25 protein-coding genes and 2 pseudogenes are annotated in these 23,051 nt (G+C 26.2%); 9 read left to right on the top strand and 18 right to left on the bottom strand.

The genetic code is table 4. The features are described from left to right. Positions 1 to 2: 2 nt before the first annotated feature. Positions 3 to 1,619, top strand: coding sequence for a hypothetical protein (locus AAHM82_RS02305; RefSeq protein ID WP_342264419.1), 1,617 nt, complete (start codon positions 3 to 5; stop codon positions 1,617 to 1,619). A gap of 16 nt (positions 1,620 to 1,635) precedes the next feature. Here AAHM82_RS02305 and AAHM82_RS02300 read toward each other — a convergent pair whose 3' ends face one another. From AAHM82_RS02300 to AAHM82_RS02290, 3 genes are all read right to left on the bottom strand, one after another. Then, positions 1,636 to 2,856: an IS256 family transposase gene (locus tag AAHM82_RS02300; protein WP_342263729.1), complete on the bottom strand. Its 1,221-nt coding sequence runs from the start codon at positions 2,854 to 2,856 to the stop codon at positions 1,636 to 1,638. After that, positions 2,816 to 2,941 (bottom strand): hypothetical protein, encoded by a 126-nt coding sequence (locus AAHM82_RS02295; protein WP_342264418.1) that lies wholly within the window; start codon positions 2,939 to 2,941, stop codon positions 2,816 to 2,818. Before AAHM82_RS02295 ends, AAHM82_RS02300 begins: the two co-directional genes overlap by 41 nt. A 99-nt stretch (positions 2,942 to 3,040) precedes the next feature. Further along, positions 3,041 to 3,358 (bottom strand): hypothetical protein, encoded by a 318-nt coding sequence (locus AAHM82_RS02290; RefSeq protein WP_342264417.1) that lies wholly within the window; start codon positions 3,356 to 3,358, stop codon positions 3,041 to 3,043. A gap of 566 nt (positions 3,359 to 3,924) precedes the next feature. Here AAHM82_RS02290 and AAHM82_RS02285 point away from each other — a divergent pair. Further along, complete coding sequence (locus AAHM82_RS02285) at positions 3,925 to 4,590, top strand: hypothetical protein (protein WP_342264416.1); 666 nt, start codon at positions 3,925 to 3,927, stop codon at positions 4,588 to 4,590. A 19-nt stretch (positions 4,591 to 4,609) separates the two neighbouring features. Next, positions 4,610 to 5,080, top strand: coding sequence for a Panacea domain-containing protein (locus AAHM82_RS02280; RefSeq protein ID WP_342263919.1), 471 nt, complete (start codon positions 4,610 to 4,612; stop codon positions 5,078 to 5,080). Here the strand turns inward: AAHM82_RS02280 and AAHM82_RS02275 are convergent. Next, positions 5,073 to 6,737, bottom strand: coding sequence for a hypothetical protein (locus AAHM82_RS02275; RefSeq protein ID WP_342264415.1), 1,665 nt, complete (start codon positions 6,735 to 6,737; stop codon positions 5,073 to 5,075). The genes AAHM82_RS02280 and AAHM82_RS02275 overlap by 8 nt on opposite strands. Positions 6,738 to 6,812: 75 nt before the next feature. On the opposite strand from AAHM82_RS02275, the gene AAHM82_RS02270 reads away from it, so the two are divergent. Then, positions 6,813 to 7,772, top strand: coding sequence for a DDE-type integrase/transposase/recombinase (locus AAHM82_RS02270; protein WP_342264414.1), 960 nt, complete (start codon positions 6,813 to 6,815; stop codon positions 7,770 to 7,772). A gap of 94 nt (positions 7,773 to 7,866) precedes the next feature. On the opposite strand, the gene AAHM82_RS02265 is transcribed toward AAHM82_RS02270, so the two are convergent. Further along, positions 7,867 to 8,826 (bottom strand): IS1/IS1595 family N-terminal zinc-binding domain-containing protein, encoded by a 960-nt coding sequence (locus AAHM82_RS02265; RefSeq protein ID WP_342263352.1) that lies wholly within the window; start codon positions 8,824 to 8,826, stop codon positions 7,867 to 7,869. 58 nt (positions 8,827 to 8,884) lie between these two features. Here AAHM82_RS02265 and AAHM82_RS12780 point away from each other — a divergent pair, with 58 nt between their 5' ends. Next, positions 8,885 to 9,079, top strand: coding sequence for an integrase core domain-containing protein (locus tag AAHM82_RS12780; protein ID WP_425289046.1), 195 nt, complete (start codon positions 8,885 to 8,887; stop codon positions 9,077 to 9,079). Between the two features lie 367 nt (positions 9,080 to 9,446). On the opposite strand, the gene AAHM82_RS02260 is transcribed toward AAHM82_RS12780, so the two are convergent. The 13 genes and pseudogenes from AAHM82_RS02260 to AAHM82_RS02205 all read right to left on the bottom strand — a co-directional run bounded on the left by AAHM82_RS02260 (position 9,447) and on the right by AAHM82_RS02205 (position 21,644). Beyond that, positions 9,447 to 10,349 carry a ParB/RepB/Spo0J family partition protein gene (locus AAHM82_RS02260; protein ID WP_342264413.1) on the bottom strand — a complete coding sequence of 301 codons (903 nt, stop codon included), beginning with the start codon at positions 10,347 to 10,349 and terminating at the stop codon, positions 9,447 to 9,449. Further along, a complete protein-coding gene (locus AAHM82_RS02255) occupies positions 10,321 to 11,109 on the bottom strand; it encodes an AAA family ATPase (RefSeq protein WP_342264412.1) in 789 nt (262 codons plus the stop codon). Before AAHM82_RS02255 ends, AAHM82_RS02260 begins: the two co-directional genes overlap by 29 nt. A 79-nt stretch (positions 11,110 to 11,188) precedes the next feature. Continuing rightward, entirely contained in the window at positions 11,189 to 11,875 is a 687-nt protein-coding gene (gene rsmG / locus AAHM82_RS02250; protein ID WP_342264411.1) for a 16S rRNA (guanine(527)-N(7))-methyltransferase RsmG, read from the bottom strand. Position 11,876: 1 nt separating this feature from the next. Beyond that, positions 11,877 to 12,770: an ABC transporter permease subunit gene (locus tag AAHM82_RS02245; RefSeq protein WP_342264410.1), complete on the bottom strand. Its 894-nt coding sequence runs from the start codon at positions 12,768 to 12,770 to the stop codon at positions 11,877 to 11,879. Between the two features lie 2 nt (positions 12,771 to 12,772). Further along, complete coding sequence (locus tag AAHM82_RS02240) at positions 12,773 to 13,750, bottom strand: ABC transporter permease subunit (protein ID WP_342264409.1); 978 nt, start codon at positions 13,748 to 13,750, stop codon at positions 12,773 to 12,775. A 152-nt stretch (positions 13,751 to 13,902) separates the two neighbouring features. Next, positions 13,903 to 15,561 carry an ATP-binding cassette domain-containing protein gene (locus AAHM82_RS02235; RefSeq protein WP_342264408.1) on the bottom strand — a complete coding sequence of 553 codons (1,659 nt, stop codon included), beginning with the start codon at positions 15,559 to 15,561 and terminating at the stop codon, positions 13,903 to 13,905. An 11-nt stretch (positions 15,562 to 15,572) separates the two neighbouring features. Next, positions 15,573 to 16,715: a hypothetical protein gene (locus tag AAHM82_RS02230; RefSeq protein ID WP_342264407.1), complete on the bottom strand. Its 1,143-nt coding sequence runs from the start codon at positions 16,713 to 16,715 to the stop codon at positions 15,573 to 15,575. Positions 16,716 to 16,742: 27 nt separating this feature from the next. Then, positions 16,743 to 18,614: a tRNA uridine-5-carboxymethylaminomethyl(34) synthesis enzyme MnmG gene (gene mnmG / locus AAHM82_RS02225; protein WP_342264406.1), complete on the bottom strand. Its 1,872-nt coding sequence runs from the start codon at positions 18,612 to 18,614 to the stop codon at positions 16,743 to 16,745. Between the two features lie 50 nt (positions 18,615 to 18,664). Continuing rightward, positions 18,665 to 19,240: a hypothetical protein gene (locus tag AAHM82_RS02220; protein ID WP_342264405.1), complete on the bottom strand. Its 576-nt coding sequence runs from the start codon at positions 19,238 to 19,240 to the stop codon at positions 18,665 to 18,667. 311 nt (positions 19,241 to 19,551) lie between these two features. Next, complete coding sequence (locus AAHM82_RS12775; RefSeq protein WP_342264845.1) at positions 19,552 to 19,944, bottom strand: transposase family protein; 393 nt, start codon at positions 19,942 to 19,944, stop codon at positions 19,552 to 19,554. Continuing rightward, positions 19,941 to 20,381: a transposase family protein gene (locus AAHM82_RS12770; RefSeq protein WP_342263396.1), complete on the bottom strand. Its 441-nt coding sequence runs from the start codon at positions 20,379 to 20,381 to the stop codon at positions 19,941 to 19,943. The genes AAHM82_RS12775 and AAHM82_RS12770 overlap by 4 nt, the downstream gene beginning before the upstream one ends. 383 nt (positions 20,382 to 20,764) lie before the next feature. After that, positions 20,765 to 21,189 (bottom strand): annotated as a pseudogene (locus tag AAHM82_RS02210) (IS3 family transposase); the annotation flags it as partial. 173 nt (positions 21,190 to 21,362) lie between these two features. Further along, positions 21,363 to 21,644, bottom strand: a complete 282-nt coding sequence (locus AAHM82_RS02205) for a transposase family protein (protein ID WP_425289049.1) — start codon at positions 21,642 to 21,644, stop codon at positions 21,363 to 21,365. 80 nt (positions 21,645 to 21,724) lie between these two features. On the opposite strand from AAHM82_RS02205, the gene AAHM82_RS02200 reads away from it, so the two are divergent. The 4 genes and pseudogenes from AAHM82_RS02200 to AAHM82_RS12755 all read left to right on the top strand — a co-directional run. After that, positions 21,725 to 21,895, top strand: coding sequence for a hypothetical protein (locus AAHM82_RS02200; protein WP_342263450.1), 171 nt, complete (start codon positions 21,725 to 21,727; stop codon positions 21,893 to 21,895). Positions 21,896 to 21,938: 43 nt separating this feature from the next. Next, the gene (locus AAHM82_RS12765; RefSeq protein WP_342263396.1) at positions 21,939 to 22,379 is read left to right on the top strand and encodes a transposase family protein; all 441 of its coding nucleotides are present in this window, start codon (positions 21,939 to 21,941) and stop codon (positions 22,377 to 22,379) included. Then, positions 22,376 to 22,768 carry a transposase family protein gene (locus AAHM82_RS12760; protein WP_342264845.1) on the top strand — a complete coding sequence of 131 codons (393 nt, stop codon included), beginning with the start codon at positions 22,376 to 22,378 and terminating at the stop codon, positions 22,766 to 22,768. The genes AAHM82_RS12765 and AAHM82_RS12760 overlap by 4 nt, the downstream gene beginning before the upstream one ends. A 171-nt stretch (positions 22,769 to 22,939) precedes the next feature. Further along, a pseudogene (locus tag AAHM82_RS12755) lies at positions 22,940 to 23,029 on the top strand (IS1/IS1595 family N-terminal zinc-binding domain-containing protein); the annotation flags it as partial. Positions 23,030 to 23,051 lie beyond the last annotated feature (22 nt).

Raw genomic sequence — 23,051 nt, 5'->3', positions numbered from 1 at the left:
CTATGGTCGATGCCAAGACTATAATTTTTCAAGATGAAAGTTTATACGGCAAATTTAATCTTCATGTTGTTTCTATTGGTGAACCGGCAAACGAAAATAATTTGGATGAATTGTATATTATAAATTCTTACACCGAACGCTATGCCCCAAAATCAATTAAGGTAACCAAGGAAACAGTTTTAGTGCGGGTGCAAGATTTTAAAGTTCGTGGTTCTAATCCCATTATTGTTCGTATTCAAAAACAATTGCCCGAAGATACAAAGGTTAAAGCAATTACTATTAAATTTCCACGGCAAGCTTTATTTGGAAATATTAAATTAATCGGGGAAGTAAACGGCGTGGAGGGTTATCCACGATTATTTATAGAAAATGACAAGGTTATGTTACCAATGCTATCAATGCCGATTGAAACTGAACCAAAAGTTAGAATATTGCAACAATGAATGTCTAGTCAAGTTTTAGCATGAGAAAAAGCAAAATTGTTTTTTAATGAGAAAAGTGCTTTAGATTTGATTACGGTTGGTGGCGGAACAGAATCAAGAAAAAAAGTTTTTATTGATGCAAGAGTAACATCAATGCATATTACTAGAAATACGCAAAAATATCAGCGTGTACCTCTTGGTTGTCTACCAGTGGATTTATTAAAAGAAAATATTATTTTAAATGAAACAATCACTCTACCTGGTGAAATTGGTGGGCTTGAACCCAGTTGTCTAAATTCTACCTCATATAATTTAACTAAAGATTATGATAGAGTGGAGTTAGAATTTAAGGAAATATTTAGGATTGATAGTTTACAAAAAGTATTGTTAGACATGCTAGATTATACTTATAACTATCGCACTAATTTTGAACACGCAAAATATGATATAAAAACTAATGAACCTAGAAATGATATTGCAAGGTTGAAAGAAAATAAATTTGTTGGTCAAAAACCCGAAGTAGTTATTACTAATCTTTTTGAGTACTGAAAATTTGAAAACCCTAAGTTAATAAAACATCCTTCGGTACAAATATTTAAACAAATTATTATGATGCTTTCTGAATATATTTTTTCTGATTTATCAATAAATATGGGTTTAAATGATGATTATAAACTATTATTGCCTTATTATTTTGAGCTCATTTCAGTTCCATTGCTTGATGATGGATATTATAAATTTAAAGATGTAGAAGTTGTTTTAAAATCAGAGTACTTTAGTTTTGATAATAATCATATTCAATTAGTTAATGATGACATATCACAAAATCAATTATTTAAATTGAACAGTAACCAGTTTAATTGACTACCATTAATTAATAATTTGGAACCAAACGACATCCCTAGTTTATTACCAAAAGATATAAAATTAGCGGATGGAAATTATGGTAAAAATTTTGTAAATTGTATTGTTGAAAAAACACAATTAAGCAGTGTTATGAATATTTATGGAAAGGGATTGGAGGCGTTATTAAGTAATTTTAGGTGAATTGAAGAAATAAATAAACTTGACAGTACTAAGCAATGTAAATTTCTTTTAGAAAAAGAAATAAGTAATTTTAAGCGATTGGAATTATCTGTTATTTATGGAAAAGGAAAATATAATTTTGAAATTGAAACAAAGGGACTGTACAATTAACTGTGTCTCTAAGTAATTAACTTAAATTCACTCTGTCCTCAAATTTTATCATTAAATGTGAAATTGCACTACCCCAATTTTGAATTGGCATCGTTCATTTCTTAACCATATTTTGAAATGCTAAATAAAATATTTTAGAAACTGATGCGTCATTAGGAAAAATCTTTTTATTCTTAATGACTTTTCTTAATTGACTATTAACAGATTCAATCGCATTAGTTGTGTAAATAATTCTTCTAAATTCCTGAGGATATTCAAGAAAAATTATTAAATTATTTCAGTTATTTTTTCATGATTTAGTAATTTGTGGATACTTTTTATTTCATTTTTCTGAAAAATGATCTAAAGCAATTAACGCTATTTCTTCATTAATTGCTGTATAAATTGATTTTAAATCATTAGCTACAAGTTTGCGATCTTTGTAAGGAACAAATTTTAAACTATTGCGAATTTGATGAACAATGCATAATTGATGCTGTGTTTTTGGGAAAACAGCTTCTATTGCATCAGACATCCCAGTTAAATTATCACTACAAGCAACAAGAATATCTTGTAACCCACGATTTTTCATTTCCGTAAGATTATTAAGTCAAAATTTGGCTCCCTCATTCTCACTAATTCACATTCCTAAAATATCTTTTAAACCATCTAAATTAATTCCTAAGGCAAGATAAACTGCTTTATTTATTATTCGTTTATCTTGCTTTACTTTAACAACAATACAATCAAAATAAACAATCGGATAAATCTTCTCTAAAGGTTTAGTTTGTCACATTTTAACTTCTTCAATAACATCATCAGTTATTTGACTAATTAAACTTTCTGAAATTTCTGCTCCGTGATAGAATTCTTGCAATTGTGCTTTGATATCAGAAATTGTCATTCCTCTTGCATATAAAGAAATTACTTTTTGATCAAAGTTATCAAATCTTCTTTGTCTTTTTGGAATAATTACTGGTTCAAAAGTACTATTTCGATCTCTTGGTACATCAATTGCGATTGAACCATTTTTAGTAATAATGGTTTTTTGTGTGTTGCCATTTCTTTTATTATGATTCTCATCAGTTTCAAGATAATCTTTAATTTCCGTATTTAACATTCGTTCAGTTAATTTTTTGGTAAATTCCTGAAAAATAGTATTGCCTTTAAATAAATCTTGTGGATTATCAATATTTTCTAAAAAATAATCAACAACTTTATCAATTGCGTCAGGTTCTTTTTTTATTTTTTTTGTCATTTTCTGTTCTCCTTCTTTTAAGTATAATTCAGAATGAATTATCGAGACACAGAATTTTGGACAGGCTCGAAACAAAATCACACATTAATTAAAATAAATAATATACGCTTATTTAATGATAAAATAAGTTCTTATGTTAATTTAGAATTATAAAGTAAATATAAAGTAAAAGAGACTAATTAAATTAGTCTCTTTTTTGATTATTAAAATACCCCTCTTCATACTTGCCGTCTCATATCTCTACTTTTTCCATCAAAGAACCGGGTATTTTATCATTTTCCTTTTTTTCATCTTTATTTGAGCACATTAAATACATTTCTTTATTGTCTCTACCTATCTGTTTTCATATGGTACTTCCACAATATACTATCTCACCATTAGATTTTAGAAAGTATTTGTTACTTCTGCTATAAGCTACTATTCCTAAAATTATTCCTACAAAAGTAAATACTATTAAAGTGATTAATATACCTACATGTAGTAATTCATTTTTTTTTGACATTTAAATAACTCCTCAAAAAATTAATTAATTTGGGCTAAAAAGAGACCTTAATAAAAAGGTCTCTTTTTAGTTTTTGAAATTTAAAGAATATATAAACTCTTGACAATTATCGGCTGGTCGGGTTGCTTCCACAAACGAAGCGTCAATATACTAGAATTTTATTAAGCTTACAAAAAATCTCGGCACCGCTTTTCAACCTGTTAGGGGTCCGCGTTTAGCAGGACCTTGGGGACCCTGACTTTATTGAAAGAACTTCCGTAATTTTTTTAATTTAATAAACAACTAGATTATACACGCAGATTTTGTGAAAGTCAACCCTCCCAGACTCACTCAATCTTGCTTTTAAACATAAAAAAAGTTATAATGAAAATAACTTATAGTCATGACTGTAAAGAGTTCATAAGTTGAAATACTTATGTCCTGAAAAGGGGTGGCCGTAGGGCCCATTTATTTTAAGTTTAGAATTGATTTAACGGTAGATGTTAAAAAACAAAAAAGATTCAAAAAGTCGGTACTCTAAAATAATAACTTTTTAAATGTTGCTAAATAAAATAAAGGAGATTTATGTGACTATTATTTGTACAGAAATAGAACATATTTTTTTACTAGAACATTTTAAAGATTATAATGTAGAGAATTTCGGAGAATATTTAAAACAAATTTACTTGCCACATGAAGACGCATATATTAAATTGCATTCTGGCAAAAAAGGTAGAAAGGTGGAAATAACTTCAAAAAATAATAAAAATATACAAAAAATTTTTGAACAAATTATTTCATTATTAAGTAATAAAAAATGTTTTTTTGCAATGGAATATATTGAAAGTAATAATGAAATTTACTTTTCTATAAAAAAGTATTTGTTTAACAAGAAAAGAATAAGAACAATAAGAATTGATGAAGAACCTTATTCGGGTTTAAAAGATAATCAACTGGAAGAAGAAATGGATCAAGCAGATTTAGCAATTGTAAATACAAGTTATAATAATATAAATGTTATTTATGAATTAGGGTATTTAACCTCTAAATTAGGTAAAGATAAAATTATAATAATAAGTGATAATAAATTTTCAGATGAGCACGCTTATACATGTACAGGAGGGGATTGTTGTAAATATAAAAGCAAAAAATTTAATTTTCGTCAAAGGAGTACAATATTTTTAGATAGTCCTGATTTTTTAATAGAAATAGAAAAGCAAATTGATAAAATGATTTCAGATGGTAAAATATAAACGATTGAAGGTGGTTGAAATGAAATTAGGTAAACAAAATATTTTTTCAATAGCAAAGTATATAACTAAAAAATATAATATTAATAGTTCTATTAAATTACAAAAATTGATGTATTTTTCTTACATATATTTTTACAAAAAAACTGGTTTATTGTTGTTTGATGAAAAATTTGAAGCATGAGTATATGGTCCAGTTTTAAGAGAAATTTATTATCATACAAGAGATTACGGTTTATTTTTTAATTATTTTCCGTCTTCAGAAATAAAGTTTAGAGATAATAAAATTGTTGAAATAAAAACATCTAAAAAAATAATTCCTGATTTAAAAAATGAAACTGTTTGTAAATTAATTGATGAAGCTTTAATTGATTATTCAAAATTGTCAGCTATGCTTCTTGTAGCAGAAGCACATAAATCTGAATATTGAATAAAAGCAAGAAACGGACTTGATATTAGTTTGCCAAGTGATCGGGATATAATAATTAATTAGTATTTTTTCCACGAATAAACTGTCTTACAGCATATAACGCATAAAAATCTGCATCATAAGGATCAAGATACATTTTTGGGTCAGGAACATTAGTGCGTTTTTCATCATATCTTAATTCCTCGTAGCATTTGGCAGTAAAAGGATTATTCTGTAAATTTATATGACAATTACCAAATCCAAACAAATTACGCATTCAAATAACGCGGTCTGTTAAACCAGCTTCTTTGGTTAATGGTGTTGTGTGCTTAATGGCTGTGCTGGTACGAATGTTAAAACTATAATCTTCGATTAATTTTGTTTTAATTCATTCCATAGCGGTTTTTGCCTTATCATCATAATTAAAAATAACATCAGCAAAATTATAAAAATTTGCTCTTAAAGTCATGATTTCTTCTACAAGATAACTAATTTTTTCATTTTCAGAAAAATTATCTTCAGGGGTTACAACAATCTCACATATTAAATATGAATCGTAAAGTTCAGTTTTTTTATATTCTTGAAATCCCCAAAACTTTAGCACAGTATGATCGATTGGTCCAGTTGCTCAATCAATCCCGATACTATAAAAATCAAATTTATACATATCAATAGTGGCAACATAAAAATCTTTTAAATCATATTTTTGTGTATATTTTAAATGTTTTCGAAACGGAAAGATAGTACTATCACTGTCTGAGTACTCAAAACCATATTTTACAATAGCATATTCATCGGGGTTATCTTTTTTAAGTTGGTTTACTTTTTTTCTTGAAATTTCTGGTAATTTATTTCAAGTGGAGTCTAATGTTAGTCTTAAAACAAAAATTCCTAAACCCTCAAATTCTTTTTCATTTTCGTATCAAACTTTACCAGTTTCTTTTAATAAATTCATTATCTTGTCGTTTAATGGTAAAAATGGCGTACAGTATTTTTCATAAAATGGGTGATATTTATCATAGGGGTTGCAAGTGAAGGCGACAAAAAAACTTTTTCATAAGTAGCGCGTTTCTTGTTGTCCTGTCATTTTATCAACAAAGGTTCAAGAAAGTTCTTTTATGGGTTTGTCAGAAACTTTAATCCGATTGCTACGAAACATTGACATTTGTAAACGCTCATATCTATAAATTAATTGTTTATCACTCAAAGTTTCTTTTTCTTCTGCCATAATTATTTCGTCAGTTCGTGAACACAAAAAACTAGAACCTTTTACAGCTGTTCCAAAAATTCTATTACCGTTGGCATAACCAATAAAAGTTATTCGTTGATTGGAAGGAAAAATTATTTCTCCGCCCTCTTTATTCAATTTTCAAACTATCCCAGTCACCGTAGAGTGCTCAGGTCCAATTTGAACGCCATACTTTTCTTCTAAATATTGACATAAATTATGTAAATCAGCAATTGTTGTTTCAGGATGTGTATTTTCATAACGTCGTACTTCTTGAGCGGATGTATCTGTAAAGTTACAACAAATTCATAAATCCCAAGCTAAACAGTTTCAAGTTTTAAAGGTCATTCTAGCGGTAGGTACAAATCGATAAAAACACCTCGTTGTAAAATATTCTGCTCAATCATCGCCAACTAGTTCCTTAAAGATTTCTCATGTAAAACCAAAATTATTGTCGCTAAAATTTAAGTCATATTTTTTATTTAATTGTGAGTAATTAGTTATTTTTTTCATTATACTAATTATTATCTATGGATATTAACTGTTTTATGTGTTTGATATAGAAAAAAATAAAAAAGGAAATAGAAAATGAAGTATATTGTATCTAAAAATGATTTAGCAGATTTAAAAGCTAAATTACAATCTTGAATGACTACGATTTATCATGAAAAATATTATTATAAAGTAAAAAAATGAGTAAGTAAATATCTCAATTTATGTACCAACTTATATATGAATAATACAGATAACATATCTGTAAATAAATTGATTAAAAAATATTTTCGTGGTAGTAAAATGACATTTTATATTTGAGCTAAAAAAATTATTAATGGTTATTATCAAGACAACTTTTATGAATTGCAATTCAAATCAACAACACCAAAAAATATTAAATATCAATTTTCATTAGAAACCAGAAAACAAATTTGTGATTATTACTTTGATTACAAATTTGTAGGTGCGGGCGGTGTATTATCGCTTTATCATAATATTCATCAAAAAAATGTGCATGATATCGATACAAATAATGTCCCCAAATCAATTAATACTTTTTATCGTTGAATTAAACAAGACAAACGCTATGGAGAAATAAAAACGCAAATGAAAAAAGCAAAACGCCATTTTAAGCGTTATGAAGTTTCCGAGATTGGTCTTTTACAAATGGATGCTAAAGTGTTTACTGATAAAAATTTTCCTATTGCTAAGTATAGATTATATGTTTATGATTTCATTGACGAAATAACAAGAATTGCTTTTGGATATGTGTATGATAGTTTAGGAACCAATAATGCCATTAATGCCATGCAAAGAGCAATGAAAGATTTTGGCGAACTTGGCATAACAATTAAACGCATTCGCACTGATAATGCTCCGGAATTCACTACTACTAATTGAAGTAATAAAAAAGCATACAAAGTAAAAGAAAGGCCTTTTACAACCTTTCTTTCAAAAAATGGAATTATCCATGAAACCACACCAATCCGTTCTCCTCAGAGCAACGGAAAGATTGAACGGTTTCACCGTAATTATAATAGTTTATTTTTTTAATTTTGTCGAAAACTCTTGATAAAATAAAAAAAATCATCAACTTGATAATTTTAAAAGGCTTTTATGTAAAATTACTATTTTTACTTTAACTTTTTTATACATTAAAATATAATACCGCTGTTTGTTGGTTTGGAGTTAAACCCTTATGTTGGTATTTTCATTTTCAGAGATTTAAATAATTTTGAATATTAGTAAAACCTAAACCATGATAATGAATTAAGGCTTCTTTAAGACTAGATTGTAATTTACTGATTTTATTTAAGTTACGATAACTAGCTTCAGGATTAATTGTTGTTTTAGTTACACATAAAGTAGAATTTGTTTGTTTTGCTACTAAAAAATATAATTTTTGCATATCAGAAGTAATAATTGAATTTTCATTAATTAATTCTTTGTTCATATTTTCAATAACTCATTGTTTTTGTAAACGTTTGGTGTTTGTGGATTTAACATAAATATTGTTATTATTATCAATTGCCATTTGAATACAGCATTTAGTATTAGTTGCGAATGGGTCAAGGTGAATTCTTCGTGGATCAGTTTTATATTTGAAATTTCCTTTATGGATTTCTTTAATAAATGTTTCATCGATTTGGATTTTACCAGATAATTTTTTAAATTTTAATTGGGTATTTTCTAATTGTTTTGATTTCATTAATTTTTGACGATTATATCAAGCAGTTTTTAATGTAGTTTTAATAAAACGAGAAATTGTTTTACTAGATTGCCCCAGCAATGAAATTTGAATCAATAAATTTCATTGTTCATAATTTAAATGACTTCAATAAATAAAATGATTACGAAAAGCGTCAAAACTTGCACGGCAATTTTTACATAAATATTTTTGTTTTCCTTCTGAATTATGTCCATTTTTAACGCAATGGTAAGATTCACATTTAGGACATTTAATACCTTGCGCTCTAAATTTTTGATCAATTTCATTTAAACGTTTTTGTTTTTTTATTAATTCTGCTTGTTGTTTAACTTTTTCATAAAATTCTAAAAATTGATCATCTGTTAAAGTATTTACTAGTTCTTGAATTATTTTTTCCATAATTATTATCCACCTCTATCATATTAAAAATATACCTAAAATTAAGTATATTCAATAAATATCAAGAGTTTTCGACAAAATTAAAAGTTTATTTTGGTTTAAAAAATGTGGTTTTGAAATAAAATTTGATGTTAAACAATTACAAATTCATTTGAATGAGTGGTACGCATTTTATAATTTCAAACGAAAACATAAAAGCTTGAATTACAAAACTCCATTTGAAACTTTAAATAAATTTATTATTGCAAAATAATTATTTAAAAAATAATAGAAACTCTTGAAAAATGTTTTAATTTGGTTAAATTTTGAATTAAATATTTTTTATTGTGAATAAAATTAATTTTTTTAATTTTAATAATACAAAATATGGTATGATGAAATCAATTAAGAGAAGCATAGTCTAATAACTGTGTGTGATTTACACTAATTTTAAAGATAAGTATTGACAGGGTAAAAAACCCTTATTAAATATAGGGATTTGTAAAAACACGGTTTTACTAAAAACCCAGCAAAATCAAGGTTTTATTGAAATATCAATACTTATCTATAAAATTAAAGAATTTTTCTATTATTTAGAAAAATTTAAAATTTGATTTATTTTACAGAAAATTATTTAATAATTAAATAATTTTAAGAATTTCCAAAATTCGATTCAAATCTTTATCATTAGAAAACTTAATAACAATCCGATTATCATCAATAACAATCTTAGTTCCTAAAATTCTAATCATTTTTTCAGCGACAGGTGCATATTCTCACTTTGGCAAAGCACTAGCTTTTTGTTCATTTTTATCTTTCTTACCAATTTGTAATTGATACGCCCGAACAATATCCTCAACTTTTCTAGATGTTAAATTTTCTTTAAAAATGCGTTCACTTAAACGAGAAACTAATTCCATATCATCTTGTAAAGCTAATAATGGTTTTACCTGTCCCATCGTTAATTGACCATTTAAAACATAATCTTGGATTTTTTGCGGTAAATTTAAAATTCGCATAATATTAGCAATGTGTGACCGTGACTTTCCGACTTGCATTGCCACTTCACCTTGCGTTAAGTTTAATTTATTCATTAAATCACGATATGCTTGTGCCTCTTCAATGGTATTTAAATCAACTCGTTGAATATTTTCAATTAAAGCAATTTCCATCATTTGTTTATCAGATAAATTAATCGTAATTGCTGGAATATGAGTTAATCCTACCTTTTTACAAGCCCGCATTCTTCTTTCTCCCGCAACAACTTCATAACCATTAATTGATTTCTTAACAATAATTGGTTGAATAACCCCATGCTTAACAATTGATTGTCCTAATTGTGTAATCTCAGCATCGTCAAAAACAATTCGTGGTTGATAAGGATTACTACGAATTTCATTTAGTGAAATTTCAACCGCATTTTGCTTAATTTCATCATTGGTTTCAATTTCACTAATCAAATCATTAATTTCTTCACCAAAAATCTTATCTAATCCTTTAACCGATAATCTTCTTTTAGTTATTAATTCCTTGTTCTGCGCCATTATTTAGCAATACCTCCTTAACTAGTTCCATATAAGCAATTGCCCCCGATGAATTTTCAGCATAACTAAAAATATCATTCCCATTTGAAGGCGCTTCCGATATTTTAATATTTCGCGGAATATAAGTTTTATATACTTTCTCTTTAAAATACTTCTGTGCTTCTTGCATTACTTCATACGATAACTTTGTTCTAGTATCAAACATTGTTAACAAAATGCCTTCAATAGTTAAATTTTTATTACTTCTCTGTTGAACAAATCTAATTGAAGTTAACAATTGTGTTAATCCTTCTAAAGCATAATATTCAGCTTGAATCGGAATAATTACCGTATTAGATGCACTTAATGCATTACGATTTAATAATCCTAATGATGGTGGACAATCAATAATAATATAATGATAATTATTAAGAATACCTTTTAACTTATCCAACAAAATATTTTGCTTATCTTTAGATTGTTCTAATAAATGTAAATCAGCACTTGCCAATGATAATGTTGCTGGTGCCAAATCAACATTTTGACAAACATTTTTTTGAATAATTTCACTAAGAGCAATATCATTAACTAAAACATCAAACATACACCTTTCAATTTTACTTTTATCAGCACCAATTCCTGTTGTACTATTTCCTTGTGGATCTAAATCAATCAGCAAAACTTTTTGTCCATATCTGCCCAAACCAGCAGCAAGATTTATTGATGTTGTCGTTTTGCCAACACCACCTTTTTGATTAGCAATTGCAATTACTTTAGCCATAAATTTTAACTTCCTTTTTTAAGATTCCCAAATATTTTACCTAATTATATTAACATTATAACAAGAGTTTTGTTAAAAATTATAATGGTCACCGTTTTATTTTAGCAAAATCTCGCGGATATAATTTATCAATCGATTTTTGCTTAATAAAATATAAAATTGTTCTTTTACCTAAAAAATTTCAATTACTACTATAAGTAGATATTAACTCTGTATTTAAAACTTTTAAAGCATTTTGACTATTAGATAATTCTTTATTAGTTTCTGATTTTAAAGCAATAAACATTCCTTTAACTTTTACAATTGGCATACATAATTCTAATAATATATTCAACTGAGCAACCGCTCTGACAGTAACAATATCAAAAAAATCACGATATTGAATCGCAATATTTTCAACACGATTATTAATAATCGTTACATCTTTTAAAAATAAGTTTTCAACTACTACTTGCAAAAATAAACACTTTTTAATAATTGCTTCAACAAGAAATAATTTAATCTTCGGAAATAAAATCTTAATAACGATTCCTGGAAATCCAGCTCCCGTACCAACATCACATATGAGTTGTTGTTCTAAAACAACATTTTTTGTTAGTAACAATGAATCAAAAAAATGTTTTTGATAAACCTCTTCTTTACCAATTATTGTTGTCAGATTCATTTTCTCATTTCATTGTTGCAATAATTCAAAATATTTTTCTAATTGTTTTATTTGTTCATGGGAAAAAACAATATTTATTTTCTTTAATAAACTAACTAACATCTTAACTTTTTTCCTTCGTATACGGTGTATTTAACATTTTTGGCATCTGATCATTTTTTTCATATAATGCAAATAGTGGCGCAATTAATAATGGTAAAACATAAGGTAATATTGTCCATCATCACTTATTACTATCTTGTCGTAAAAATCCACTAAATTCAAGTAAAACTGTTACTAAATAAGTAAAAAATACGCTTCGAAATACTGCTCATTGACTTAATGCCACAATCGCAAAAGCAATTAATCCAACATTATTAACAGTAACATCAAAAGTGCCTTTTTGATTTGTAAAAAATGCACCACCTAATGCTATTAAACCAAATCCAACAATAACTGCTAAATAACGAATTTTAACAACATTTATTTGACTTAAAGTTAAAACAACAGCATTCTTCCCAGCTGCTTTAAAATATAACCCCATTCGCGTTAAAAAGAAAAAAGAAGAAACAAATAATATTAAAATAACATTAAAAATAAAAACTAAAGATAACGGATATCCAATAGATATCGGAGCAATAAAAATTTCATTAGCATCTAATGTTCTTTGTCCATAATTAAATATTAAAATTAGCGAACTCAAACCTAAAGCCAAATAATTTCAAATAAATGAAACAAGAAACTGATTAGTTTTTAAAGAAACCGTTAATATCGCATGAATTAAACCTAACACCATACCAATAACAAATGCTAAAAAAAAACCTAAAAAACAAATATTATCACCAAGAAATAAATATTGTTTAATCACAATTGCATACGATAACCCCCCTAAAATCATTACGCCATCAACACCAAAATTTAAAATCCCCGCTTTTTGCATTATTAAACATCCCACAGCTGCGAATAGTAATGGTGCTGATAATGATAAACTACTAACAAAAATATTAACAATATTCATAATTATCGTCGCCTCTTATTAATTATATTAGTTGCATCATTAACATCAGGTCGTTGGTTTACTAACGCCTCCCGCATTCTAAAATTAATTAAAAACTTCGGTTCTTGTTTTCATAAAATGATATAACTTACTAAAACAGAAATGGTAATACAAAATGAAAAAATAATATCAATGATTTCATAATCAAATGATGTTAACGAAAGAAATTGCGTTTGCGAACGAATTAAACCAACTAAAATACTAAGCAACAAGACTCCAATACGCGAATTAAATGCTCATAAGGGAATCAACAAATTATCAAATTCCTGTAACATTGTTGAACTTAATGTTCCTAATTTATTTAGATTAGCAACAAAATAAGTATAGCCTGCAATTCCGGCAATTGCTCCGGAAATTGTCATAATAATTAATTGCTTAGCATTGGGATTTAATCTTGCATATTGTGCCGCCTCAGCATTAGCAACCGTTAATTCTAAACGAAAACCAAACACGCGACGATCTAATAAAATCGTTACAAAACCATAAATAAACAAAGCAATAAAAATTGTAATGGAAAAATAAACCGTCATACTTAATTTAATTATTAAAGAAGCATTATTATTAATAATACTATCATTATATTGACTTCATTCTGGTAAATGATAATAAATATTAAAAGCAATAATATTAAGCAACAAAGTTGATGCCATTTCATTAATCTTAAAATAAGTTTTAAAAAAACCAGCAATGAGCGCATACAATGCCCCCGCAATAATTGATACTAGAATTAATAACATTGTTGCAAATTTAGTAGTAATACCAACAGAACTTAATAATCGTGAAGTAATAAATGTGATTGTTGCCCCAATAATCATTTGCCCAATAACTCCAAGATTATAAATTCGAAACCGAAATGCTACTAATGATGCTAATGATGCTAATAGCAAATATGAAAATGAATTTACAAAATTATGAAAATGAGTAATATCATTAAAAGGCATTAAAAATAATGTATCATATGCTTTCAAAGAACTAACTTTAAAAAGCGTAAAAATTATTGCTGATAAGACAAAAAGCAAAACTACTGTTAATGAAATAACCGTTACTGCTTTTAATTTTTTGTTAGTTCAAAAATTTCTTATAATATTCATTTTTAACCACCAGTAATCCTTATTTTAATTGTCGCTATTACTTGTACAATTTTATCTTTAACTATTGTAATTTTATTAATAATTTTTTGCCACAATAAAACTTTTCGAGAAATACTTTTATATTTTAATTCACTTTTAGTAATTTGAATATGTTTATCAATCAAATCTTCGCGTTTTCTAGAAAGAATCAGCGGATTATTTAAAATATTACTTTTAACATCATCCCCTTCTAAGGTAGCAACCATTCTCCCATTTTGAATAACTGTCACCCGATTAGCTAATAATTCTAAAAGATGCGAATCACAATCAATTAAAAGAAATGCTACGCCTTTTTTTTGCAAGGCAATAATACGATTAATAATCAATTTTGCTGAATCATTATCTAAATGCATTAACGGATTAACTAAAATAACAACTTGTGGGTTCGTTTCTAATGTTCTTGCTAAAACAAATTTTTGTAATTCACCATTAGATAAAGTATTGGCAATACTATTACCATTAATAAAATCAGGCATTTGATAATTTTGTAAAATCTTTTTTAATTTAAATCAAATATCATCACGCCTTAAAACTCCAGCATTTAAATATTTAGGATTATTATGATGCCATAAAATAAAATTATCAATTAAAGAATAACTATCAATAGTTGCATCTTGTAAAAAATTTTCTGGTACTAAATCAATGCCTATTTTATAACGATAAGCCTGATTCTTTTTATTAATACTATCATTTTTAAAAAATATTCTTACTGTTGACGATTTAGTTTTTCCTGAAATTATATCGCCAATTAAGGAACTACTAATATTTGTGCGATCATAAACTCCTAAAATTTCACCAACTTGTAAAATTAAATCAATGCCTTCTAATTTTGGATAATTGCGTTTATTAAAACTAATATCTTCAGCATATAATACTAATTCTCTTTTTTTTAAAGAAACTTTTTTATGGTCAATCATTGTTGTTCAATATTTATGTTGAATTTTCTTTACTTTTAAAACATTTTTATTATGCTTTGTCCACACAATCCGCCCTTTATTTAATAATGAATAATGATTTGACACTGCTTTAGCAAATTCTTTACTTCGTGTTGAAAAAATTACTGTAATTTTATCTTTAATAAAAGATTTAAAAATTGGTAAAAACTCCTCTTCTTGTTCCAAAGGTAAACCAACTGTTGGCTCATCTAAAACTAAAATTCGTGGTTTTTGGTACAAGGCTCTTAGTAATGCCACCTTTCTTTGTTCTGATAATGAAAGAATCTCAAACTGTTTATTTAAATCAACATAAATTTTATACTTCCGCATTAATTTTTCAATTTTAGCTTCAGTTTTTCCTCAATTAATAAATATTTTCAAAAATTGTGGTTCATTTCCCAAAACTATATTTTGACGAACACTAAAATCAGGAATAAAGTAAGTATCTTGTCCAGCATAACTAATTTGATAGTTAGGAGTAAAAAACTGTCCAATGCGTTTATTAGCAACTTTAATCACACCATTGGTGGGATTTTCCAAACCAGCTAATAAACGCACACAAGTTGTTTTACCAGCCCCATTATCACCAACTAAGGCATGAATTTCACCAGAATTTACCTTTAAAGTAATATTATTTAAAACTAAATTATCTTGATATTGTTTATAAACATTATTAAATTCAATCAAAGGTGATGACATTAGTTAGTTCCTTCTTTACAAAAATGTTGTGATAATGGAGCATTAATAGCATTACATTGAAAAGACTTTCACACAAATTTATTATTATCAAATTGTTGATGAGAAAATTTAATATCTTGAATATCAACAATAATACCACTAACGAAATTTCAATCAGTTAATAACTGTGGTTTTATTTCCTCAGAATGATAAATTTTGGATAATATGCCAGTAAAATTACGATTAATACTAGCAAGTAAATAATTTTTGGGTTTAATATGATATTTTTCTTTATTCATAATATCAACACTAACAAAATAATGTTTTTTTAAATTATGATTATTATCAATAAAAGCTTTTACTAAATTATTACTATATAATAACAACGGATCAAAAATTAAACTAACTTGATGATTTTCTAATAATGCTTTTGCAGTATTATACATATTATTACGATTCCAATCAGATCTAATTAAAGGACCACGATTATCAATTGATGTTTGTCAATCAACAAAATTAAACTCATAACCACCATCTTGCTTACTATCAATTTGCGCTTGATATAGTCCTTGTTGAAACCCAAAAGTTAATCGTTGTGCTAATTGATCATTTAAATATTCAACAGTACTAACTTGAATTTTATTATCAATAATTGTAAAATCTTGATGATTTTTTAACATATAAATCCCTGATTGATATCCTAAATTATAACCCATTGTCAAAACATCAAATTTAATTTCAACTAAATTAACAATTTTATTACTAACAGAATTAAGAACATAATCATAATCTAAGGTAATAATTTTATTACCCGTAGCAACCGACTTTTCTAACTCTTTTGTTAAATTAGGAATATTAGTAGCAAAATTATGATTTAAAGCAATAAAATATTTTGTTTTATTTTTAGTATGCGTATTCAACATATTTTGTCAAAATAACAATTGCGTCGTCTTATCAGCAAAATTATCAATAATCCAATAATTATCTAAAATATCAATTGATGAATTATAAAAGCTTTTTGTTGTTGCGTTATCATAAATACTTAATGGATGATTAGCAAAAATAACTGCTTGATCAGTAACAGAACGACTACAACCAAAAATGGGAACAGCAAAGATACTAGCAATATTAATACTATTTATTAATTTAAAGATTTTATCCACTTTATTCCCACCTTAACAAACTAATTATTAACTAGTTTGTGGATATTTTTTTCGTAAATGAAATAACAATGATACAATATCGGCGGGATTAACTCCCGAAATTCGTGAAGCTTGAGCGACTGTTAGCGGTTGAACTAACTTTAATTTTTCTTTGGCTTCAATAGCAATATTAGCAACAAAATCATAGTTAATATCTTGCGGAATTTGTTTTTTTTCTAATTTAATTTTTCGCGTAATTTGCTTTTGATGACGAATTAAATAACCACTAAATTTATTTTTAATTTCACAATTAGTTTTTTGATTTTGATTTAATAAATTAATACTAGTAACATAAGGTACTAAAAAATTTAATGATATTTCTGGTCGTTTTAGTAAATCTCACGCACTAATACCAGCAGTTAACAATGAAAAATTACTTTCTTGTAATGCCTTTTGAATTGTTGAATTAGGTGTAAATCGTGTTACTCTTAATTCATTTTCAACAATATTTTGTAATTGACATTGCTTTTGATATTCATCTCACTCTACCCTATTTACTAAACCAATATCATAAGCATATTGTTTTAACCGATCTTCAGCATTATCATTTCTTAAAAAAATCCGATGTTCAGCTCGTGAAGTTAATAACCGATAAGGTTCCGATACTCCTTTAGTAACTAAATCATCAATTAAAACACCAATATACGCTTCATCTCTTCTTAAAATAAATGGGGCCTTATTCACTAATTGACAATGAACATTAATCGCTGCCATTAATCCTTGACAAGCAGCTTCTTCATAGCCACTAGTACCATTAATTTGTCCAGCACTAAATAAATTTTTAATTATTTTGGTTTCTAAAGTCGGTTTTAGTTGTAAAGGATCAATAGCATCATATTCAATGGCATAAGCTCATTTAAGAACTTGAACATTTTCTAATCCCGGCAAAGTTCTTAACATCCGATCTTGAATATCAATCGGCATTGATGTAGAAAATCCTTGAACATAAATTGTTTCTAAAGCAACGGATTCTGGTTCTAAAAAAATTTGATGTCGTGATTTATCAGCAAATCTAACAACCTTATCTTCAATACTTGGACAATATCTTGGTCCAACACTAGTGGGAACAGCACGATACATTGCTGATGCCTTTAAATTTTCATTAATAATTTGATGGGTGTTTTCATTAGTATAAATAAGTCAACAAGGAACTTGTTCTTTTAAAGGCACAAACTCTTTTGTAGAAAAAGAAAATGCTAATGGTAAATCAGTTCCTAATTCTAATTGCATTTTACTATAATCAATACTATCTTTATGAACGCGTGGTGGTGTTCCAGTTTTTAAGCGAATAACTTTAAATCCTAATTGTGCTAATTGTTTTGATATCCCATAAGAACCTTTTTGTCCATCAGGACCTTCCTGTTTAACACTAGACCCTTGTAAAACTTTAGCTTCCATATAAGTACCTGTTGTTAAAATAACTTTTTTAGCTTTAATTATTGTACCGTCATTTAAAATGATACCCTTAACAGTATGATTTTCTATTAATAACTCATTTACCATTGCTGATAGCACCGCTAAATTTTCTTGTTGCATGATAACATCATACATATATTTACTATATGCCATCTTATCCGATTGCGTTCTTAATGCTCACACGGCTGGTCCGTGTGAACTATTTAATAGTTTCATTTGTAATGCTGTTTTATCCGCAGCTTTAGCCATCTCACCACCCAAAGCATCAATTTCTCTAACAACAATCCCTTTAGCAGGACCACCAATTGATGGATTACAAGGCATACTCGCAATCTTTGTCGGATCAAGCGTAACCATTAATGTCTTATGTTTCAACCGTGCACAAGTTAAAGCTGCTTCCACCCCAGCATGCCCCCCACCAATAACAATTACATCATATGCCATTTAAATCACCTACTTTAATACCTTTTAATTTATTTCCCTTAAATTATATCTTATTTGTCTCCCAAATAAAAACAAGACTTTTTTACAAGTCTTGTTTTAAATTTATATTTTTTTATTAACCAAAAACCTTGATAAGATCTTGATCTTCAATAAATACTTTTATTAAGGGGCATAATAAGTGTATCATCAAGAAACTTAGTAAGTTTAAAATGATAATCATCTACTGAAATAACAAAATTTTTTAATTTATGGATGAAACCTACTTTAACTTCTCAGCCAAATTTGTTTTTATAAAAATTAGCACTTTTTTTAGCAACAATTAAATTAGTTTCTTTGTTGTCAGAATAGTCAATATCTACTATCTCATCAAAGAAATTAGCATCTTTTTCAATTATTTTAGTTAAGTAATTACTAATATTTTGAAAATTATTAAAATAAACATTTATTTCGCCTGTAAATGAACCAATTGTCAAACTAACTCGCTTATAATTTTCATTAAGGTCAAAAAGACCATCTTCTTCAATAGTGTTATTAACATTCTGCATAGTAATCGTTATCTGACTAGATTCATCACCAAATTGATTTTTTAACTCCTTTAATTTTCTATAAACAATTTGCTTAGGCAAAACATTATGACAAATATAAGCAGTTTCACTTGGCGGATTCTTGCAAACTATACCATAATATAAGCAATAAATTTTATTCTTTTATCAAAAACTAATAACTCACACTGATCTATTTTTTCCCTAATTGGTTTTAAAGCAATAGACTTCTTGCAAAATTAATATGATAATTATAATTTTTAAATTTAAAATAAATATAAAAGTGTTATTAAAATAATTTTTAGATTATTTTTACAAATATTTTGTCATTAAAACATAATAAAAATTATTATTTACAATAAAAAAAGACTGAAATTTTAAATTATCAAATATATTTAAACTAATAGTTGTAAATTATAAATTGAAGCTATTAAATTAAATCTTAAAGCAAATCTTTTTCTACGATTTCGATATTTTTCACTAATAATTTTAAATTTTTTAAGTATAGCAAAAACATTTTCAATAACAATTCTCATTTTTGAAATTCGCTCATTATTTTGCTTTTCTTCTTTATTTAAAGGGTTTTTCTTTGATTTTCTTTTAGGAATTAAAACATTATGATTAATTTTTTGTATGCCTTGATAACCTAAATCCACTAAAACAGTTGTTTCTGGTAAAAATTTAATTTTTGAATCTTTTAAAATTTTAAAGTCATGGTTTTTACCATAAGAAAAATCAGAACTAATAATTTTTTTACTATCTTTTTCAATTATAACTTGTGTTTTTATTGTGTGTTTTTTCTTTTTTCCTGAGTAGTGCTGTTTTTGTCTTTTTTTGGGCGTTGGATTTGGCTTTCAGTTACATCAATTATAACAGTCTTATCTTTGAAATAATCTTTTAATAGTGATTTTTGACCAGTAAGTTGTTGAAAATTAGGGTGTTTTATTAAAGTGTCTTCAATTCATTTGATATTTCTATAACAACTACTTTCACTAATATCATAACTTTTTGCAATATGAAAATAAGTTCTATATTCTCTTCAATATTCTAAAGTCATTAAAATACGATTTTCTAATGATAATTTATTGGTTCTTCCGCGACGAAATCTCTTTTTTAATTCTTCTATTTTTAAAATTTCTAGCATTTTATTAAAAGTAGTATGTTTAATACCAGTTAATCTTAAAAAATTTTTATCACTTATTTGATTATTTTTTTTAAATTTCATTTAAATTCCACCTTTTTATTAAAAACAACAATTCAATTATATTTTAAATTAATTTTGCAAGAAGTCTAATACTTACTAATGGTATTAACATCGCAAACGGTTTACCTAAATTAAATAAATGTTCTATTACTTGCTTTCTTTTACTAAATGGGGGGTTAGAAATAATATAATCCTATCTATCCACATTACTTTTAATGTAATTAAAGAAGTCAATTCCATCGTCAATATGACTATTCCAAACTTTATGTCCATTTTTTTCTAAAACACATACAAATTCACTATCAATTTTATCGAAAGGGCATAAAATAGTATTATTAGGTTTTAAAAATTCTAAAATTGATTTAATCGCATATTTGGAATGGCAACCCTTTTTAGGACACTTTTTATGTAGACTGGTATTTTCTAAATTCAACGGGAGTTAAATAATTTAAACTGCCATGAATTCGAATATTGTTATATCAATTAACAAAATCAAATAGTTCGCATTTTAATTGTGTTAAGTTTGCAAATTTTTTACCGTTAATAAATTCAGTTTTAAAGGTTTTGTAAGTTGCTTCAGCAACAGAACAGCATTATCATACGGGCATCCTTTGGTACTTAATGATCTTTGAATTTTAAAGGTTATTAAAATTTCATCAATGATTTTATTTTTGAATTCATTACCACGATCAGTATGAAATAAAGTTATTTTATTTAATGGTCGTGTTATCTTGTGAAAAGCTTGTTGAACTAGCTCAGCAGTTTTATTTGGTCCAGCACTATAGCCAATTACTTTGCGATTAAACAAGTCAATTAATAAACAAATATAATAGACTTCTTGCAAAATTAATATGATAATTATAATTTTTAAATTTAAAATAAATATAAAAGTGTTATTAAAATAATTTTTAGATTATTTTTACAAATATTTTGTCATTAAAACATAATAAAAATTATTATTTACAATAAAAAAAAACTGAAATTTTAAATTATCAAATATATTTAAACTAATAGTTGTAAATTATAAATTGAAGCTATTAAATTAAATCTTAAAGCAAATCTTTTTCTACGATTTCGATATTTTTCACTAATAATTTTAAATTTTTTAAGTATAGCAAAAACATTTTCAATAACAATTCTCATTTTTGAAATTCGCTCATTATTTTGCTTTTCTTCTTTATTTAAAGGGTTTTTCTTTGATTTTCTTTTAGGAATTAAAACATTATGATTAATTTTTTGTATGCCTTGATAACCTAAATCCACTAAAACAGTTGTTTCTTTTAATTTTGTCGAAAACTCTTGATATTTATTGAATATACTTAATTTTAGGTATATTTTTAATATGATAGAGGTGGATAATAATTATGGAAAAAATAATTCAAGAACTAGTAAATACTTTAACAGATGATCAATTTTTAGAATTTTATGAAAAAGTCAAACAACAAGCAGAATTAATAAAAAAACAAAAACGGTTAAATGAAATTGATCAAAAATTTAGAGCGCAAGGTATTAGACTTCTTGCAAAATTAATTTAAAATATAATTGAATTGTTGTTTTTAATAAAAAGGTGGAATTTAAATGAAATTTAAAAAAAATAATCAAATAAGTGATAAAAATTTTTTAAGATTAACTGGTATTAAACATACTACTTTTAATAAAATGCTAGAAATTTTAAAAATAGAAGAATTAAAAAAGAGATTTCGTCGCGGAAGAACCAATAAATTATCATTAGAAAATCGTATTTTAATGACTTTAGAATATTGAAGAGAATATAGAACTTATTTTCATATTGCAAAAAGTTATGATATTAGTGAAAGTAGTTGTTATAGAAATATCAAATGAATTGAAGACACTTTAATAAAACACCCTAATTTTCAACAACTTACTGGTCAAAAATCACTATTAAAAGATTATTTCAAAGATAAGACTGTTATAATTGATGTAACTGAAAGCCAAATCCAACGCCCAAAAAAAGACAAAAACAGCACTACTCAGGAAAAAAGAAAAAACACACAATAAAAACACAAGTTATAATTGAAAAAGATAGTAAAAAAATTATTAGTTCTGATTTTTCTTATGGTAAAAACCATGACTTTAAAATTTTAAAAGATTCAAAAATTAAATTTTTACCAGAAACAACTGTTTTAGTGGATTTAGGTTATCAAGGCATACAAAAAATTAATCATAATGTTTTAATTCCTAAAAGAAAATCAAAGAAAAACCCTTTAAATAAAGAAGAAAAGCAAAATAATGAGCGAATTTCAAAAATGAGAATTGTTATTGAAAATGTTTTTGCTATACTTAAAAAATTTAAAATTATTAGTGAAAAATATCGAAATCGTAGAAAAAGATTTGCTTTAAGATTTAATTTAATAGCTTCAATTTATAATTTACAACTATTAGTTTAAATATATTTGATAATTTAAAATTTCAGTCTTTTTTTATTGTAAATAATAATTTTTATTATGTTTTAATGACAAAATATTTGTAAAAATAATCTAAAAATTATTTTAATAACACTTTTATATTTATTTTAAATTTAAAAATTATAATTATCATATTAATTTTGCAAGAAGTCTATTAAATGCCCTAAATGTGAATCTTACCATTGCGTTAAAAATGGACATAATTCAGAAGGAAAACAAAAATATTTATGTAAAAATTGCCGTGCAAGTTTTGACGCTTTTCGTA

The sequence above is a fragment of the Spiroplasma endosymbiont of Clivina fossor genome (assembly GCF_964031115.1).
GTDB lineage: Bacteria > Bacillota_I > Bacilli_A > Mycoplasmatales > Nriv7 > Nriv7.
Note: the sequence above shows the minus strand (reverse complement) of the source record. Positions and strands in the feature narration are given on the sequence as shown.